15 protein-coding genes are annotated in these 16,986 nt (G+C 52.9%); 12 read left to right on the forward strand and 3 right to left on the reverse strand.

Going from position 1 to position 16,986, the window contains the following annotated elements; translation table 11 throughout:
- Window positions 1–86 precede the first annotated feature (86 nt).
- On the forward strand, window positions 87–1,964 hold the full coding sequence (locus ACTQ3A_RS05640) for an LCP family glycopolymer transferase (RefSeq protein WP_441098893.1): 1,878 nt from the start codon (window positions 87–89) through the stop codon (window positions 1,962–1,964).
- A gap of 170 nt (window positions 1,965–2,134) precedes the next feature.
- Here the strand turns inward: ACTQ3A_RS05640 and ACTQ3A_RS05645 are convergent, their stop codons facing one another.
- Window positions 2,135–2,893: a DUF3786 domain-containing protein gene (locus ACTQ3A_RS05645; protein WP_441098892.1), complete on the reverse strand. Its 759-nt coding sequence runs from the start codon at window positions 2,891–2,893 to the stop codon at window positions 2,135–2,137.
- 335 nt (window positions 2,894–3,228) lie between these two features.
- Here ACTQ3A_RS05645 and ACTQ3A_RS05650 point away from each other — a divergent pair, with 335 nt between their 5' ends.
- The 11 genes from ACTQ3A_RS05650 (at window position 3,229) to recN (ending at window position 14,585) form a co-directional block, all read left to right on the forward strand.
- Window positions 3,229–4,821 carry a peptide chain release factor 3 gene (locus tag ACTQ3A_RS05650; RefSeq protein WP_441098891.1) on the forward strand — a complete coding sequence of 531 codons (1,593 nt, stop codon included), beginning with the start codon at window positions 3,229–3,231 and terminating at the stop codon, window positions 4,819–4,821.
- 245 nt (window positions 4,822–5,066) lie between these two features.
- Window positions 5,067–5,456 carry an Asp23/Gls24 family envelope stress response protein gene (locus tag ACTQ3A_RS05655; protein WP_441098890.1) on the forward strand — a complete coding sequence of 130 codons (390 nt, stop codon included), beginning with the start codon at window positions 5,067–5,069 and terminating at the stop codon, window positions 5,454–5,456.
- A 204-nt stretch (window positions 5,457–5,660) separates the two neighbouring features.
- A complete protein-coding gene (gene nusB, locus ACTQ3A_RS05660; protein ID WP_441495262.1) occupies window positions 5,661–6,110 on the forward strand; it encodes a transcription antitermination factor NusB in 450 nt (149 codons plus the stop codon).
- A gap of 6 nt (window positions 6,111–6,116) precedes the next feature.
- Window positions 6,117–7,400 carry an exodeoxyribonuclease VII large subunit gene (gene xseA, locus ACTQ3A_RS05665; protein ID WP_441494319.1) on the forward strand — a complete coding sequence of 428 codons (1,284 nt, stop codon included), beginning with the start codon at window positions 6,117–6,119 and terminating at the stop codon, window positions 7,398–7,400.
- Complete coding sequence (xseB, locus tag ACTQ3A_RS05670; RefSeq protein WP_441098887.1) at window positions 7,401–7,619, forward strand: exodeoxyribonuclease VII small subunit; 219 nt, start codon at window positions 7,401–7,403, stop codon at window positions 7,617–7,619.
- Window positions 7,609–8,505, forward strand: coding sequence for a polyprenyl synthetase family protein (locus tag ACTQ3A_RS05675; protein WP_441098886.1), 897 nt, complete (start codon window positions 7,609–7,611; stop codon window positions 8,503–8,505). Before xseB ends, ACTQ3A_RS05675 begins: the two co-directional genes overlap by 11 nt.
- An 88-nt stretch (window positions 8,506–8,593) precedes the next feature.
- Window positions 8,594–10,447, forward strand: coding sequence for a 1-deoxy-D-xylulose-5-phosphate synthase (gene dxs / locus ACTQ3A_RS05680; protein ID WP_441098885.1), 1,854 nt, complete (start codon window positions 8,594–8,596; stop codon window positions 10,445–10,447).
- A gap of 159 nt (window positions 10,448–10,606) precedes the next feature.
- Window positions 10,607–11,437 (forward strand): TlyA family RNA methyltransferase, encoded by an 831-nt coding sequence (locus ACTQ3A_RS05685; RefSeq protein ID WP_441494321.1) that lies wholly within the window; start codon window positions 10,607–10,609, stop codon window positions 11,435–11,437.
- 14 nt (window positions 11,438–11,451) lie between these two features.
- Entirely contained in the window at window positions 11,452–12,312 is an 861-nt protein-coding gene (locus ACTQ3A_RS05690) for an NAD(+)/NADH kinase (RefSeq protein WP_441495263.1), read from the forward strand.
- 79 nt (window positions 12,313–12,391) lie between these two features.
- Window positions 12,392–12,847, forward strand: coding sequence for an arginine repressor (gene argR / locus ACTQ3A_RS05695; RefSeq protein ID WP_441494318.1), 456 nt, complete (start codon window positions 12,392–12,394; stop codon window positions 12,845–12,847).
- Between the two features lie 58 nt (window positions 12,848–12,905).
- Window positions 12,906–14,585: a DNA repair protein RecN gene (gene recN, locus ACTQ3A_RS05700; protein ID WP_441098882.1), complete on the forward strand. Its 1,680-nt coding sequence runs from the start codon at window positions 12,906–12,908 to the stop codon at window positions 14,583–14,585.
- An 89-nt stretch (window positions 14,586–14,674) separates the two neighbouring features.
- On the opposite strand, the gene ACTQ3A_RS05705 is transcribed toward recN, so the two are convergent.
- Window positions 14,675–16,312, reverse strand: a complete 1,638-nt coding sequence (locus tag ACTQ3A_RS05705) for an ABC1 kinase family protein (RefSeq protein WP_441494317.1) — start codon at window positions 16,310–16,312, stop codon at window positions 14,675–14,677.
- Between the two features lie 251 nt (window positions 16,313–16,563).
- Window positions 16,564–16,935: a phasin family protein gene (locus ACTQ3A_RS05710; protein WP_441098880.1), complete on the reverse strand. Its 372-nt coding sequence runs from the start codon at window positions 16,933–16,935 to the stop codon at window positions 16,564–16,566.
- Window positions 16,936–16,986 lie beyond the last annotated feature (51 nt).

A 16,986-nucleotide genomic window follows, 5' to 3' on the forward strand; every position in this document is an offset into this window, starting at 1 on the left:
TGTGCACATATGCGGGTCAGAAGACCCGGAGAGTGCACGCGGAGCATGGATCAGGAATAATAGATATTATAAGAGGAAGAAAATTTATGAGCAGAGAGTCAGACGACGATCAGGAGTACAGGCGGTCCGGGAGAAGAACGGATGACGGCCGGGAGCACAGAAGCTCAGGGAGAAGAACGGATGACGGCCGGGAGTACAGAAGTTCCGGAAGAAGAGGGGACGATGACCGAGAATACCGAAGCTCCGGGAGAAGAGCGGACGATGGCCGGGAGTACCGAAGGAACGGGAGAGGGACGGACGACGACCGGGAGTACCGAAGCTCCGGAAGAAGACAGAATGACGAGATGAGGCGCAGCCGTTCCGGGAAAAGGGCAAACAGAAAAAAACGAAAGAAAACTGCTCTGACGATCTTAATCCTGGTCATCGCTGTACTTGCGGCAATTGCGATTATTTTCTTCCTGTTCCTGGAAGGAACACTAAACAGTATCAAGAGAGTTGACAAGTCCAATGAGGCCTATGTGGCAAGGAGCGATGAGACCTTTGAGGTGGATTCCAGCGCGGGAAGCGACACGATGAACGCGGACGACGTCAATTTTAATGCTGGTAATATCGATGTCATGGACAGTGATGATGTGAAGAATATTCTGCTGATCGGACAGGATAAACGTTCGAATCAGAAAACCAGAACGCGTTCCGATACGATGATTATCGCGTCGATTAATACGAAAACCAATAAGATCACGATGGTATCGCTGATGCGTGACATGTATGTGCCGATTCCCGGATATTCAGCGAACCGGATTAATGCCGCGTATGTATTCGGCGGGATGAGTCTTCTCGACCAGGTGATCAAGGAGGATTTCGGAATCACCATTGACGGCAATGTCGTTGTGGATTTTGACGGTTTCCTTGAGACTATGACGAAGATCGGCGACCTCGATATAGAACTCACCGAGGACGAAGCAAATTATATGAATGCAAACGAAGGACTCGGCTCGGCAGAGGATAATGCTTCTGTGTCAAAAGCATGGGGACTTACAGCCGGGGTGAATTCGCTGACACCGGAGCAGGCACTTACGTACAGCCGGATGCGATATGTCGGAAACTCTGACTGGGAGAGAACCGAGCGGCAGAGAAAGCTTCTGACCGCGGTATTCAAAAAAGCCAAGAAATCAAGTGTGACGAAGATCCTCAGCATGGTCAGTGATCTGATCCCGTATTTTGAGACAGATCTGAGCAACAAGGAAATCCTGAAATATGTAAAGACCGTATTCAGCGGTGACATCAAGCTGAATTCAAAGAGCTACCGTATTCCGGTGGATGGCGGCTACACTTCTCAGACGATCAGCGGAATGTCTGTCCTGGTTCCTGATCTTGAGATTAACAGCGCTTATCTTCAGCATTACCTGTACAATAAGAAGATCAGTGAATCTCTGAAGGAGGCGGCAAAAAAGGCGGAAGTTTCGACGAGCTCTGACACAACAACACCCTCCGGCAGCGGTTCCTCCGGCAATACAACAGACGGAGGCAGCACCTATTCGTACAATACGGACAGCGGGAACGCGTATTCGGGCGGATATGACAGCTCCCAGGATTCATATTACGAGGAAGAAAACGGAACCGGCGGCTCGGGTACATATGGGCAGAATGATTACAGCGGCGGAACGGCTGACGGATACAACGGTCAGGAATATGCCGGAGACGGAGATGCGGGAGACGGATCAGGTACGAATCCCGGTGCGACGAATTCTGGAACGAATCCGGGGACAACAGATCCGGGGACTACAGATTCGGGAACCGGAAACGGGGCAGTGGACAATTCCGGAAATACGGACAACAGCGGTGCTGGAACCGGGAATCCGGGTACCGGGGACAACGGGGGCACAGGTGCTGCCGGAACCGGTTCGACAGATACTGGCGCGGGAGACAGCACAATGACAGGAGCAGCCGGAACTGCCGCGTAAATAATAGACAGCGTATCAGGCGCAAAACAACTGAATCTGTCAGCAGATTTGTATAAATGGCATGCATAAGGAGACGACAGCATATACGTCACCGGACAGAACAGAAGATCACCGGTTCTTCCTGATCCACGGCCTGCAGGGGCAGATCGTGGACGGAGGAACCGGTGATCTCATTTATTCGGTGTTTCGAACGAAGAAAAGCGGCGGTCTTTTAACACATCAGGCATGTTAATAAAATCCTCGAGGCAGTCGCGGATGGTACCAATCAGATACCAGACCGTCTCATAGCGGATAAACTGGAGAGCGTTCTGCGGCAGAAGAAACTGGTAATTCACCGGAAATTCTTCATCCCCATCCCAGAACTGAAACCAGACCGGGAAGTTGTCGAATACGGGAAGGATGAAGCTTACATCTGCGTTTCCGGGAGCAGGCGTACCATGAATAGCCAGGCAGGCTTTTCGTAAAGCATCGCTTTTCCCCGCGAACAGAGACTTGTCTGAATTCGAGACGAGAGAGGTGGCATGATACGCGCCGATGATGCCTCCAAGCCTGGAAACGGATGCCCATTCACCGGAAGGAATCGGCACCTCACCGTCAAGAGAGTAGGTAAACATCTCGTAGACCGTCATGGCAATCCCCGGTGCGGCTTTACGCCAGCCGGTTTCAGAAGGGGACGCAGCCTCGGAAGAAATCATTGAAGGGCAGGGCGAATCAATCTGAACCTCACAGGTGTGTCTGAGAATACGGGCGGGAAAGGAAAGATAACGGAAAGAAATCATGGAGTCATCTGCGTCAAGGTGATAGTGCCGGATGATTTTTTCCTGGTCGAAACCCTGAAAGAGTTTCCTGCCTGATTCCGTGAAACGCTCATAGTTGCTGTGCTTTTTGTACTGTTCAATGGTGTTCTGTATCTTCTTGTTTTCTGCCATATCGGGATCCCCCTCTTTCATATCTGCAGCGGGCGTTATCTTCAGGAAGGAAGACAACCGCTTCATCAGAGCAATCGGTGTGCTTATATTCAGGATAATCAGAGAAGTGCAGGTTGTCAAATAAGCATGATCATTGTTTTTTGAACCATCATTTGGTGGGATCGCCGGTTCTTTCAACCATTGACGGAAAAACTTTCTCTGTGCTATATTTATAAGGTTTAGATAGAAGTTGTCAAAGCAGTGCAGAGAATGAACGGCGTACCGGACAGGTGCGCCCCGGATAGCGTGACAATGTTCCGGTCAAGGGCTCTGCGATCGGATTAGGAGTATAGAACGTGGCTGATTATAGAAAAGAGATTCAAAAGAGACGTACCTTTGCGATTATTTCCCACCCGGATGCAGGTAAAACGACACTGACTGAGAAATTTCTGCTGTACGGCGGCGCCATTAATCTTGCAGGCTCTGTCAAGGGAAAGGCGACGGCAAGACATGCGGTATCTGACTGGATGGAGATTGAGAAGCAGAGAGGAATTTCCGTTACATCGTCCGTTCTTCAGTTCAATTATGAGGGCTATTGCATAAACCTGCTGGATACACCGGGACACCAGGACTTCTCTGAGGACACCTACCGCACGCTGATGGCTGCGGATTCCGCGGTGATGGTGATTGACGGCGGCAAGGGTGTGGAGCCGCAGACGAGAAAGTTGTTTAAGGTATGTGCCATGCGGCATATTCCGATTTTTACCTTTATCAACAAGATGGACCGAGACGCAAGGGACACCTTTGATCTGATTGATGAGATTGAGAAGGAACTGGGGATTCCGACATGCCCGATCAACTGGCCGATCGGTTCCGGGAAAAGCTTTCGCGGTGTGTATGACCGCGATACAAAGAGAGTCCTGACGTTCTCGGATACGATGAAGGGAACAAAGGAGGGAAAGGAAGAGGAGATCTCTCTCGATGATCCGCATCTTCTGGATGTTATCACAGAGGATCAGAAGGAACAGCTGGAGGAGGAGATGGAGCTTCTGAACGGAGCAGCCGAGGAATTTGATCAGAAGAAGGTGACAGAGGGAAAACTCTCTCCGGTTTTCTTCGGATCGGCGCTTACAAACTTCGGCGTGGAGACCTTCCTGCAGCATTTCCTGAAGATGACAATGCCTCCGCTGGCAAGGATGTCGGACGAGGGTCTCATAGATCCGATGCAGGAAGATTTTTCTGCCTTTGTGTTCAAGATACAGGCAAACATGAACAAAAATCACAGGGACCGGCTTGCCTTCATGCGCATCTGCTCCGGCCGTTTTGAGGCGGACCGTGAGGTGTATTATGTGCAGGGCGACAAGAAGATGAGACTTCTGCAGCCGCAGCAGATGATGGCAGATGACCGGCATGTGGTGAATGAGGCATATGCGGGCGATATCATCGGCGTTTTTGACCCGGGTATCTTCTCAATCGGCGATACGGTGTGCGCGCCGGGCAAGAAATTCCGTTTCGAGGGAATTCCGACCTTTGCGCCGGAACATTTCGCAAGGGTTACACTGATTGACTCGATGAAGAGAAAGCAGTTTGTGAAGGGAATCCGTCAGATTGCACAGGAAGGTGCGATTCAGGTATTCCAGGAGATTCACGGCGGAATGGAGGAGATCATCGTTGGCGTGGTCGGCGTCCTTCAGTTTGATGTGCTAAAATTCCGGATTGAAAATGAGTACAATGTGGACATCCGGCTTGAGATGCTGCCTTATGAGTATATCCGATGGATCGAAAACTGGCATGATGTTGATCTGGACCATATTGTCGGGACCTCCGATATGAAGAAGGTTGAGGATATGAAGGGACAGCCGCTGCTGCTCTTTGTCAATTCCTGGTCGGTTGGGATGGTTCTGGACCGGAACGAGGGCCTCGTGCTGACCGAGTTCTCGCGGAACTGACGCAGCCGCCGGGAAGAAGAATCAGGCGCTGGCGTCCGCTGTGGCCGTTGACCGGGACTGTTTCTCAGGAAGGTGTGAACAGGAACCGGTCAGGAACTTGTCGGGTTTATCCGGGATGATTTATCGGGAAGAGTTCACAAAGACGGCGGTGTTTGGTATAATTAGGGCAAAATCGGTTATCCGAAGGAGACAGGCATCCGGGACATGCGGCAGACGGCAAAGCGGAAGCGATGAAGGAGGAAGTTATGTCACAGAAGGGATCTAAGGAAAAGCAGAATACATATATGATTTATGACGATCACACCATCGGAACCGTTCAGATTGCGGATGAGGTCATCGCAACCATTGCTGCACTCGCTGCGACGGAGAATGACGGTGTTGCGTGTCTTGGAGGAGGCATCACTCACGCGAAGGCATCCCGTGCCGGCGCGCGTGCTCTCGCCAAGGGCATACGGATTGAACTTCAGGAGAAGGTGATCCGTGTGAACATCATTATCATTATGCGGTTTGGATACAATATTCCGGAGACGACGAAGAAGGTTCAGGAGAGAGTGAAGAACGCACTGGAGACGATGACCGGCTTCGAGGTTGCGGATGTGAACGTGAGCGTCGCCGATGTGCAGGTCGAGAAATAAGTAAGCGCTTCAAAGGCTGACGGATTCATGCAGGCTGAGGAACAAGTGAGCGCGGTGAAGGCTGACGGCCTGTGCGGGGTGAGAAATAAGTAAGCGCGGCGAAGGCTGACGGTTTATGCAGTTTGTGAGACAAGAATAAGATCGGGAGATATTGAGAGAATGATACGTACCCAGCTGAGAGAGACAATTTTTCGCCTTCTTTTTATGAAACAGTTTGCCGATAAAGAGGAGATGAATGACCAGGTAACGCTGTATCTGGATGAGATGCGGGGAGGGCTCGTTGAGATTCCTTACGCTTCCTATGAGAGCAGGGAGGAAGAGCGGGAGAACAATCCCGCTTTTGCGAATGCTGAGGATGTTACGATGGAGGACGAGAAATATATCCGCGAAAAGCTTTCCCGGATACTCGAAAAGCTTCCGGAGATCGACGGGAAGCTGAACGAGGCGTCCAGGAACTGGAAGACTTCCCGTATGGCGAAGGTGGATCTCAGTGTCCTGCGGCTCGCGGTATATGAGATTCTGTATGACGCGGATATCCCGACCGGAGTGGCAATTGATGAGGCGGTGGAGATCGCGAAACATTACGGAGGAGAGGAATCCGGCTCCTTTGTGAACGGCGTTCTCGGACAGATCGCACGGGAAGAGAAGGAATGATCTGTATTGAATCATAATATATATTCGGTCGGACAGGTGAATGCATACATCCGGAATATGTTTGCGCAGGATTTTGCGCTGCGCATGATATCGGTGAAGGGTGAGATCAGCAACTGCAAATATCACCGCTCCGGCCATATTTATTTTACACTGAAGGACGCGCAGTCCGCTATATCGTGTGTTATGTTTTCGGGCGACCGGAGGGGCGGTCTGGGATTTCTGATGAAGGATGGAGACCGCGTCGTTGTGACAGGGCCGGTTGAGGTCTATACGAGAGATGGAAAATATCAGCTCTACGCCAAGAAGATTGAGCTGGAGGGAGCCGGACTTCTCTACGAGCAGTTTCTGAAGCTGAAGCAGGAACTGGAGGATATGGGGATGTTTGCGCCGGAATACAAGCGTCCGATCCCGAAGTACGTCCGTACGCTCGGGATTGTAACAGCGCCGACCGGGGCTGCCATACAGGACATCCGGAATATATCGCTCCGCAGAAATCCGTATATTCAGCTGATTCTGTATCCTGCTCTCGTACAGGGCGAGGGTGCGGTTCCGAGCATTGTGCGGGGAATCGAGACACTGGACCGGCTCGGGGTGGACTGTATCATCGTCGGACGTGGCGGCGGATCGATTGAGGATCTGTGGGCTTTCAATGAGAGAGAGGTCGCGCGGGCAGTCTTTGACTGTCAGACACCGATCATCTCCGCTGTCGGTCATGAGACAGATACCACAATCACGGATTATGTCGCGGATCTCCGCGCCCCGACACCTTCTGCTGCCGCAGAGCTTGCGGTGGCTGATGTACGGGAGATTCTCCACAGGATGGAAATGTACCGAGGCAGGATGCTCACCGGTATGGAGAGGAACATTTCCGCTGCGCGCGACCGGCTGGAGGCAGACCGGGCAAAGGTTCGGTATCTGAGTCCGGCCAATCAGCTGCGGGAGAAAAAACAGCGTCTCGCCGACCTGGAGGACCGTCTGGCGGAGCGACAGGAGCGGATTCTCATTGAGACTAAGAGACGGTGGAATGATCAGCTCCATCTGCTGCGGGAGCGTTCTGCGCAGATCACTGCGGAGCGAAGACATCGCCTGGAGCTGCTGATCCGGCAGCTGGATGGACTGTCTCCGATACGGAAGCTGAATCAGGGTTATTCGTATGCTGAGGATGAAAGCGGCAGGAATATTTTTTCCGTAGATCAGGTCAGGCCGGGAGACGAGCTGCTGCTTTCGGTCACAGACGGAGTCATCCGCAGCAGCGTCACAGACACGAGGAAGAGAAGGAGGGAGATCTGAATGGAATCTGCTGAGAAGAAGGAACTGACTCTTGAAGAATCCTTTCAAAGACTGGACGAGCTGATCGCGAAACTGGAGGATCGGGAGATTCCGCTGGAGGAGTCCTTCGCGGTTTACAAGGAGGGAATGGATCTTCTGAAATCCAGTCGGGAGAAAATTGATACCGTTGAGAAAAAAATGCTTCAGATAAGCGAAGATGGTGAATTAAGTGAATTTTGACGAGGAATTAAAGAAACGCCGGGATCGGGCGGATGCTGTTCTTGAGCGTTACCTTCCGGCGGAGGACGCAGTTCCGGGGAAATTGGCGGAGGCGATGAACTACAGTATCCGGTCCGGGGGCAAACGGATCCGTCCGATTCTGATGATGGAAAGCTATCGGATGTTCGGCGGCAGGAAAACGGTCGTGGAGCCGTTCATGGCTGCCATTGAAATGATCCACACGCATTCTCTCGTGCATGATGACCTTCCTGCCGTCGACAATGATGAGCTGCGCCGGGGCAGAAAGACGACACACGCGGTGTTTGGAGAGGCAATTGGAATTCTGGCGGGGGATGCCTTGCTGAATTATGCCTACGAGACAGCCCTTCAGGCTTTCCGGCAGACGGAGGATGCACAGTCTGTTGTGGAAGCACTTGGAATTCTGGCGCGGGAAACCGGTCTGTACGGTATGCTTGGCGGCCAGAGCGTGGACGTAGAGAATGACAAAAACGGCACCTGCGCGCTGTCGAAGGAGACGCTGGATTATATTTATCTCCACAAGACGGGCGCGCTGCTGGAGGCCCCGCTGATGATCGGGGCGGTTCTCGCCGGAGCAGGCAAGGACGAGACCGAATCGATGAGGGAGATCGGAAGACGGATCGGTCTGGCGTTCCAGATTCAGGATGATATTCTGGATGTGACCAGTACTACGGAGGAGCTGGGTAAACCGGCAGGTTCCGATACGAAGAATGACAAGACGACATACGTCACGCTTCAGGGCGTGGACGGCGCACAAAGGACCGTAAGGGAACTGACCGATGTCGCGGTGAAACTTCTTGACCGTATGCCGGGTGACAGGGAATTCCTCCGGGAGCTTCTCGTCCGCATGGCTTCCAGAAGCAGATGATAGAGCAGATGTCAGACAGAGCCGGATGCTATGACTGCCAATTGATTCTGTCGGACAGATGTCAGAAGAGAGATTGAGGGGGATGGCTATGCTGGAAAAAATCAAGAAACCGAATGATGTGAAGAAAATTCCGGCGAACCGGCTCCCGGAGCTTGCGGATGAAATCCGTCAGTTCATGATTTCATCCGTCAGCAGAACCGGCGGGCATCTTGCGTCGAATCTGGGAGCGATTGAGCTGACGATTGCCCTGCATTATGTGCTCAACCTTCCGAAGGATAAGATCCTATGGGATGTCGGACACCAGTCCTACACGCATAAGATTCTGACCGGGCGCATGGATCGCTTTTCAACGCTGCGGCAGGAGGGCGGACTTTCCGGCTTTCCGAGACGGGAGGAGAGCAGCTGTGATTCGTGGGACGCGGGACACAGCTCGAATTCCATTTCCGCCGCGCTCGGCTACGCCAGAGCGAGGGATCTGCGAAGACAGCAGTACACGGTTGTATCTGTGATCGGTGACGGTGCGCTGACCGGTGGCATGGCTTATGAGGCGCTTGATAATGCCGCGCAGATGAAGACGAATTTTATCATTGTTCTAAATGACAACAACATGTCAATTTCCGGAAATGTCGGAGGAATGCATGACTATCTGGCAACGCTCCGGACGTCTCACGCGTATACGGATCTGAAAGAACAGGTGGCCGGAAAGCTTGAGAAGCTTCATGGCGGCGATGAAGTAATCGAGCGGATCCGGAAGACGAAGAACAGCATCAAGCAGCTCGTCATTCCGGGAATGCTTTTCGAGAACATGGGACTTACCTATCTCGGACCGGTGGACGGTCACAATATATCCGCGATGATTCGTCTCTTTGAGGACGCAAAGCGGATTAACGGCCCGGTGATCGTGCATGTGAAGACCGAGAAGGGACATGGCTATGCCCCGGCTGTCCGGCATCCGTCCAGATTTCACGGGACCGGCGCGTTCGACGTTGCAACCGGAATTCCGGAGAGCAGAGGGGCCGTAACCTGGACGGATATTTTTTCTACCGTTATGGTCAAGATGGGAGAACGGAATCCGGATGTCGTGGCGGTCACCGCGGCGATGAAGGAGGGAACAGGGCTGAAGCGCTTTGCGAATCGTTTTCCAGACCGGTTCTTCGATGTGGGAATCGCCGAGGAGCACGGGGTCACGTTTTCTGCGGGCCTGGCTCTCGGAGGGCTCATTCCCGTTTTTGCGGTGTACTCCTCTTTTCTTCAGAGAGGATTTGATCAGATAATGAATGATGTCTGCATGCAGAACCTGCATGTGATCTTTGCGATTGACAGAGGCGGACTCGTCGGTGCGGACGGAAAAACACATCAGGGAGTATTCGATCTTTCCTATCTGACCATGCTTCCGGGGATGACCGTGATGGCTCCAAAGAACAAGTGGGAGCTTTCCGATATGATGAAGTTCGCCGTGGCATTTGATGGACCGGTTGCCATCCGGTATCCGAAAGGCGCAGCGTACAGCGGCCTGATGGAATGCCGTGAGGAGATTGTTCTGGGCAAGGGAGAGATCCTGCGGAAGGGAAAGAAAATCGCGCTTCTCGCCGTGGGCTCCATGGTGGCCGAGGCTGTGGAGGCTGCGCAGCGTCTTGAGGCGGACGGATGGAACCCGACAGTTGTAAATATGCGCTTTGTAAAGCCACTTGACCGGGAGCTTCTGCGGGAGCTTGCCTGTGACCATGATCTTTTCGTGACGATGGAAGAAAATGTCAGATGCGGAGGATTCGGGGAACAGGTTCTCGATGAGATGAAGAGCCTGCCGGAGGAACATCCGGTGCATGTAGAGATCATTGCCATTCCGGATACCTACATCCATCACGCCGGCAGAGATTCACAGATGCGGACGGCCGGCATCGACGCGGAGACGGTTTATCAGAGAATCTGTGAAATCCTGTAAGGGACGGGCTGGTTACTGTTCGCAAGGTGAGGCTTATGCGGCCCAATAGCTGCACAGCGCGCAGGTTGTATGAGTCTGGTTATTGTTCGTAAGGTATGGCCTTTGTGGTCCTGCTGCCATCGGGCAGCGGAGAAACCGGAGACGAGGGGAGGAAGAAGCGTGGCGAAGAAACGCCTGGATATACTGGTGACAGAGAGGGGACTTGCTCCCTCGCGGGAAAAGGCAAAGGTGCTGATCATGGCCGGTGAGATCTTTGTGGACGGGCAGAGGGAGGACAAGGCCGGAATGACGTTTGCGGAGACAGCGGAGATCACGCTGAAGGGACGGGATCTTTTTCCGTTCGTGAGCCGTGGCGGGCTGAAGCTGGACAAGGCGGTGAAGAGCTTTGGTCTGGATCTCTCGGGCAGAGTCTGCATGGATGTAGGCGCGTCCACCGGAGGTTTTACGGACTGTATGCTTCAGAACGGAGCGGTCAAGGTATATTCGGTGGATGTGGGACGGGGACAGCTGGACTGGAAGCTTCGTGAGGACCCGAGGGTTGTTGTCATGGAGAAGACAAACATCCGCTATGTGACGGCGGATGATATCCGGGAGCGGCCTTCTTTTGTTTCCGTGGATGTTTCCTTTATCTCGCTGACAAAGGTTCTACCGGCGGTAAAGGCGTTGATGGAGCCGCAGGGAGAACTGGCGTGCCTGATCAAGCCGCAGTTTGAGGCGGGCCGTGAGAAGGTCGGGAAGAAGGGCGTTGTCCGCGATCCCGCAGTGCATGAGGAGGTGATCCGGCTGATCGTTTCCTTTGCCGCCGGCATTGAGCTTTGGCCGGAGAAGATTGATTTTTCCCCGATCAAGGGCCCGGAGGGCAATATCGAGTATCTGGTATACCTGAGAAAATATTCCGATGGAAGCGGCAGCAGCCGGATTACGGAGGAGATGATTCGTGAGACCGTGGAAGCCGCGCACAGCGCCCTTGACAGGAAAGCGGAGAAATGATGCGCATGACAGCTATGAAGAATTTTTTTATCATCACGAACCTTGCCAAGGATCCGGATCGGAGTATCACGGATTCGATTGTGAGATATATAGAGAACCGTGGCGGGAAGGCTGCGGTTCACATTGACAGCGCAGCCCCGGAGGATGGGCGCCGCAGCACAGAGCCGGAGGATATACCGGAGGATACCGACGGTATCATCGTGCTCGGGGGTGACGGAACTCTGATCCGGGCTGCGGACGACGTGGTGGACAGACAGATTCCGCTTCTCGGGGTGAATCTGGGAACGCTGGGATACCTGACGGAAATAGATCGGAATTCTATCTTCCCGGCCCTGGATGCTCTGCTTGAGGGCAGATACCAGGTCGAATCCCGCATGATGCTGCGAGGGAGAGTTTATCATGAGGGAAAACTGATCAGTGAAGAAAGTGCATTGAATGACATCGTGATCGGACGGGAGAATTCCATGCATGTGATTTCAATTACAAACTATGTGAATGACGCATTTCTGAATTCCTATCGCGCAGACGGCATGATCATTTCCACACCGACCGGATCAACCGGGTACAGCCTGTCTGTGGGCGGCCCGCTGATTTCGCCGGAGGCTCATCTGTTTCTGATGACTCCGATTGCCGCACATACCCTGAACACCAGAAGCATTATCCTTCCGGAAGAAAACAGAATCACGGTAAGGCTCGGCCCCGGAAGGGACAATACCATCGAGCATGCGATGGCTTACTTCGACGGCGACCGGAAGGCACCGATGGTTACCGGAGACAGCGTCGTGATCGTCCGTGCCGACAGGGATGTGAAGATCACGAAGATACATAACGACAGCTTTCTCGGAACACTGAGACGGAAAATGAGTAACATCTGAGGATGAAAAACTGCGGGAACGGTATAAAGCGTGCGGATGCGCGCCGGCGCCGTAAACGTTTTACGGATGGAGGATTCAGGTGAAGCTTGAGAGACAGACAGAGATATTAAGACTGATCCATGAATATGAGATTGATACACAGGAGGAACTCGCCAGAAGGCTGCAGGAGAACGGCTTCGATGTGACGCAGGCAACCGTCTCGAGAGATATCCGGGATATGAAGCTCACGAAGGCTGTCGGAGAAAATGGCCATCTGCGGTATACGCTTCTTCAGAATGAGGCGAAGGATACCGCCGGGCGATACGTGCGTATGCTTCGGGATGCGGTCACGGCGATCGACGTGGCGGGAAACCTGCTGGTGGTTCACACGGGCTCCGGAATGGCTATGGCAGCAGCGGCCGTCATAGACGAGATGAGCTGGGAGGAAATCGTCGGATGTATCGCGGGAGACAATACCATTTTCTGTGCCACGAGGAGCGTTGACGAAGCCATGTGTGTGAAAGACAAGTTTCAGAAATTACTGGAAAAATTCTGAGTCCCGACGGAAAATATCGTTTTTCGTGACCTCAGCAGTAAACAGGAGGAAGAGGAGAATGCTAGCAGAGCTTCATGTCAGGAATCTGGCGCTGATCGATGAGGCGGAGGTTGCCTTCGGCCCGGGTCTGAATATTCTTACCGGTGAGACGGGAGCCGGAAAATCTATCCTGATCGGTTCCATTAATCTGGCCCTCGGCCACAAGATGCAGAAGGAAATGCTGCGCAAGGGGGCGGGAGCCTGTCTTGTGGAGCTTGTTTTTCAGATTGAGAATCCGACGATTCTGCAGCGCCTTCAGGATATGGATGTGGATACCGAAGAGGGGCAGCTGATCATTACACGGAAAATCACGGACGGCAGAAGTATCTGCCGCCTGAACGGAGAAGTAACAACCGCTGCGAGGATCCGGAAGATTTCCAGCCTTCTTCTGGACATTCACGGGCAGCATGAGCATCAGAAGCTTCTGTACCCGGACAACCAGCTGGAAATTCTGGATGAGTATGGGCAGGATATTCTTGCCCTGCCTCTCGAACGGGTGGAGGACTCGTATCAGGCGTGGCGCGCGGTATGCGAGGAGCTGAAGGAGTATGAGATTGATGAGAAAGAGAGAGAACGTGAGCTTTCTTTTCTGAAGTATGAGATCAGCGAGATTGAGGATGCCGCTCTGGTTCCCGGCGAGGAAGAGGAGCTTGAGAAAAAATACCGGCTGATGTCGAACAGCAAGAAGATCGCGGAGTCATTGGGCGAGGTACACCGTCTGACCGGGTACGAGGATGGCGCCGGAGACATGACCGGACGTGCGGTACGGGAGCTGTCGCAGGTGGCCGGATATGACGAGGCGCTCTCGGGATTTGCCGCGAGCATCGGGGACATTGATAATCTGCTGAATGATTTTAACCGGGAGATCTCGGATTATCTGTCGGAGTTTACCTTTTCCGAGGAGGAGTTCTTCGAAACGGAGAAAAGGCTGGATCTGATTAACGGTCTGAAGGCGAAGTACGGAAAAACGACGGCGGACGTTCTGGAATATCAGAAACAGCAGAAAAAAAAGCTGGAGAAAATGGAAAACTTCGACCGGCAGAAGCAGGAACTTTTACAAAAGAAGGAAGAACTCGAGAAGACCCTGGAGCGGGACTGCCGGGTGCTGTCGGAGGAAAGAAAGAGGGCAGCCGCGGACCTCTCCGCAGGAATCCGGGATGGACTCAAGGAGCTGAATTTCCTCTCGGTAGAATTTGAGATTCGTTTTGCCAGAACCGCAAATTACAGCAGAAAAGGGTATGACGCGATTGAATTCCTGATCTCGACCAATCCGGGTGAGCCGGTTAAGCCGCTGGCATCTGTCGTTTCCGGAGGTGAGCTTTCGAGAATTATGCTTGCCATCAAGACGCTTCTGGCGGACAAGGATGATACAGAGACGCTGATCTTCGATGAGATTGACACCGGAATCAGCGGAAGGACGGCACAAAAGGTGTCGGAGAAGATGGCGAGGATCGGAAGAAATCATCAGGTGATCTGCATCACGCACCTGGCGCAGATTGCGGCGATGGCGGACCATCATTTCGAGATCGCCAAAAGTGTGGAGAATGCGTCCACGATCTCCAGGATCCGTGAACTCAACAGCGAGGAGTCTGTGGAGGAGCTGGCACGTATCCTGGGAGGAGCAGAGATCACCCGCGCGGTGCGGGATAACGCAAGAGAGATGAAGCTTCTCGCAGAGGAGAAAAAGAAGGCACTCTGATCATGGTGCGCTGAATTATCCGGTGTTCCTTTGGCTTTGCCGCGAAGTCTGTAAGATCTTATGTCCTGGCATCTTTACATTATTCAATGTTATTTTGGCTTTGTCGCGAAGTGCCGGATCACGAGAAAGAGTACGATGACGCCCGCAGCGGAATATCCGAGAAAACCGAGAAGAGGCATTCCAAGTATCTTCGGGTGCATATCCGTGAGACAGAGAATGCTGGATGAGATCAGTAGTGCGACCACCCACATGCCGATGACGATGTTCTGGACGAGCTTCCGCATCAGCCACGCAAGATTTTTCGAGGTTTTCAGCTCCAGATTGACACGGCTCTGTCCGTTCAGGTATTCCTTCATGATGCGGCTCATCAGGGAGGGAAGCTTCGCGGAGTCTCTGGCGGCGTAGAAAAGGTCCTGCCCGCTGTGACTGAGAGCTTCTTTCCAGTCAAAGCTTTTCAGATAGGAGGCCTGGATTCGCTGAGAGGCGATTTCCGCCATATTGATGTCCGGACTGATCTCTGCCAGGTCACCTTCCATATGGGTCAGTCCTCTTGCCAGCATGGTGAGACCGTGCGGCATCGTAATTCTGTTTTTCTTCATGGCGTCCATGACATCCATGAAGAAATCTGCAATGTCTATTCCGGCGATGTCCGTGTCGCCGTAGCGCTGAAGGATATCACGCAGATCCTGGTACAGCTGTTCTCTGTCGGGCTTTCCCTTTCGGAAATCCGCCAGCGACAGTACCGCGTTCTCCACGCGTGACACGTCATGATCGGCAATTCCTTTCACTGCCTCTGTGAGCAGACCGCGTTCTCGCTCATTGAGGCGTCCCATCATTCCCATGTCGATCCAGATGATCTTTCCATCCCTGATTCGCAGATTCCCCGGGTGCGGGTCCGCATGGAAGAACCCGTCGTTAATGACCTGCTTGATGTAGTTGTCGACCAGCTTCGCTCCGATTTCGTGAAGATCATAGCCGTTTTTCTGAAGGGCTTCTGTATCCGTGATGGAAAATCCGTCAATGTATTCCATGACGAGAACCTGTGAGGTTGTGTACCTGCGGTATAGCGTCGGTACGTCGACGAATGCGACGTCACTGTTGCATCGGGCAAACTCTTCCATGTTGTCTGCCTCTTTCAGGAAGTTCATTTCCTCCTGTGCAACCGACCAAAGTTCATCGAGAACCTGACTGAGATCCACGACATTTTTAAGCCCGCCGATGGAAGGCAGTAATCTTACTGCCCGGTGGAGAAGCCGGATATCCCGGGACATGGTGTCGTATATGCCCTTCCGCTGCACCTTGATGATAACGTTCTCACCGGTTTTCAGACGCGCGCGGTGTACCTGGGCGATGGACGCGGAGCCAAGAGAGACAGGGTCGATGCTCTCGAAGATCTCGGACCATCTGTCACCGTAGGAGGTCTCGATAACGGAGATGACGTCGGAGAAGGGCATGGGCGTCACTTCAGAATTGAGCTTCATCAGCTCTGTGCAGTATTCCTTGGGCAGAATATCGGAGTGAAGGGACATAATCTGTCCGAGCTTGATATAGGTAGGGCCAAGTTCCTCGATGACAATCCGAAGCTTCTCCGGGGTGACGCCGCGGAAGACCTTGTTTTCGAGGAGAATCTGTGTGATCTCCTTCAGACGGGAGGAGCTGTCAGGCTTTTTTTCAGGTTTTTCCGGAACGGTATTCTTGTTGTTCACGTTCTCTTCTGCATGATTCATGACAAATTCTCACCTTCTCTGTAAAGATCTGTGGTCCGCAGGGACACCACAGGTGTGTCAGCATGCCGTGACGGAGGAGGAAAGCAGGCAGTATTGTCCGCTTACGCGTCACTTCGTGCTCATACCTGTTGTCGTCGCTAATGTTCTTGCCCACTGGTGAGCAAGCTCCCCGTGGGCCAAGAACATTGCGACTGGACTTTTCAGTAAACCTCATACGATAAGGCGTGCCACATACTGTCCGGATGGCAGGCTCAGTCGTCCGGAGTTTCCTCTGCAGCGGTATCCTTCGCGGCAAGCTGCTCCTTCAGAGCGGCAAGCTGTTCGGGAGTCAGGCTGTTGAGCATTTCGGAGAAGTCGTCTCCCTTTGGAGCGGCTGACGGCTGACTGGAATCGGCTTTTGCCGCGGTCTTCTCCTTCGCCTTTGCCTTTGCGTCAGCGACGGCATCATCCACCTTGTGCTTGAGCTCCTGATTCAGAACCTTCCCCTGCTCAACGGTAAGCTCTCCCTTTTCGACGAGGCTGTCGATGGCCGCCTTTGATTTCTCCGCGCCGAGAGCTACAGCTCCCACACCCGCGAGAAAAATTTTACGGAAAGTATCGGTCAGTTTTAAGTCGTCACTCATAATGATTCCTCCTTTTGTGCATTTATCTGATTGAAGATTGCTGTATATTTT

This window comes from Bilifractor sp. LCP21S3_F8 (assembly GCF_052117805.1).
In the GTDB taxonomy this organism is placed as follows: domain Bacteria; phylum Bacillota; class Clostridia; order Lachnospirales; family Lachnospiraceae; genus Bilifractor.

Excerpts from the sequence above, each read along its gene's own strand:
- ACTQ3A_RS05710 (WP_441098880.1), bottom strand. The coding sequence starts at position 16,935 with ATGAGTGACGACTTAAAACTGACCGATACTTTCCGTAAAATTTTTCTC.
- nusB (WP_441495262.1), top strand. The coding sequence starts at position 5,661 with ATGAAACAGTTTGCCGATAAAGAGGAGATGAATGACCAGGTAACGCTG.
- ACTQ3A_RS05645 (WP_441098892.1), bottom strand. The coding sequence starts at position 2,893 with ATGGCAGAAAACAAGAAGATACAGAACACCATTGAACAGTACAAAAAG.
- dxs (WP_441098885.1), top strand. The coding sequence starts at position 8,594 with ATGCTGGAAAAAATCAAGAAACCGAATGATGTGAAGAAAATTCCGGCG.
- recN (WP_441098882.1), top strand. The coding sequence starts at position 12,906 with ATGCTAGCAGAGCTTCATGTCAGGAATCTGGCGCTGATCGATGAGGCG.
- ACTQ3A_RS05655 (WP_441098890.1), top strand. The coding sequence starts at position 5,067 with ATGTCACAGAAGGGATCTAAGGAAAAGCAGAATACATATATGATTTAT.
- ACTQ3A_RS05705 (WP_441494317.1), bottom strand. The coding sequence starts at position 16,312 with ATGAATCATGCAGAAGAGAACGTGAACAACAAGAATACCGTTCCGGAA.
- ACTQ3A_RS05690 (WP_441495263.1), top strand. The coding sequence starts at position 11,452 with ATGAAGAATTTTTTTATCATCACGAACCTTGCCAAGGATCCGGATCGG.
- ACTQ3A_RS05640 (WP_441098893.1), top strand. The coding sequence starts at position 87 with ATGAGCAGAGAGTCAGACGACGATCAGGAGTACAGGCGGTCCGGGAGA.
- xseB (WP_441098887.1), top strand. The coding sequence starts at position 7,401 with ATGGAATCTGCTGAGAAGAAGGAACTGACTCTTGAAGAATCCTTTCAA.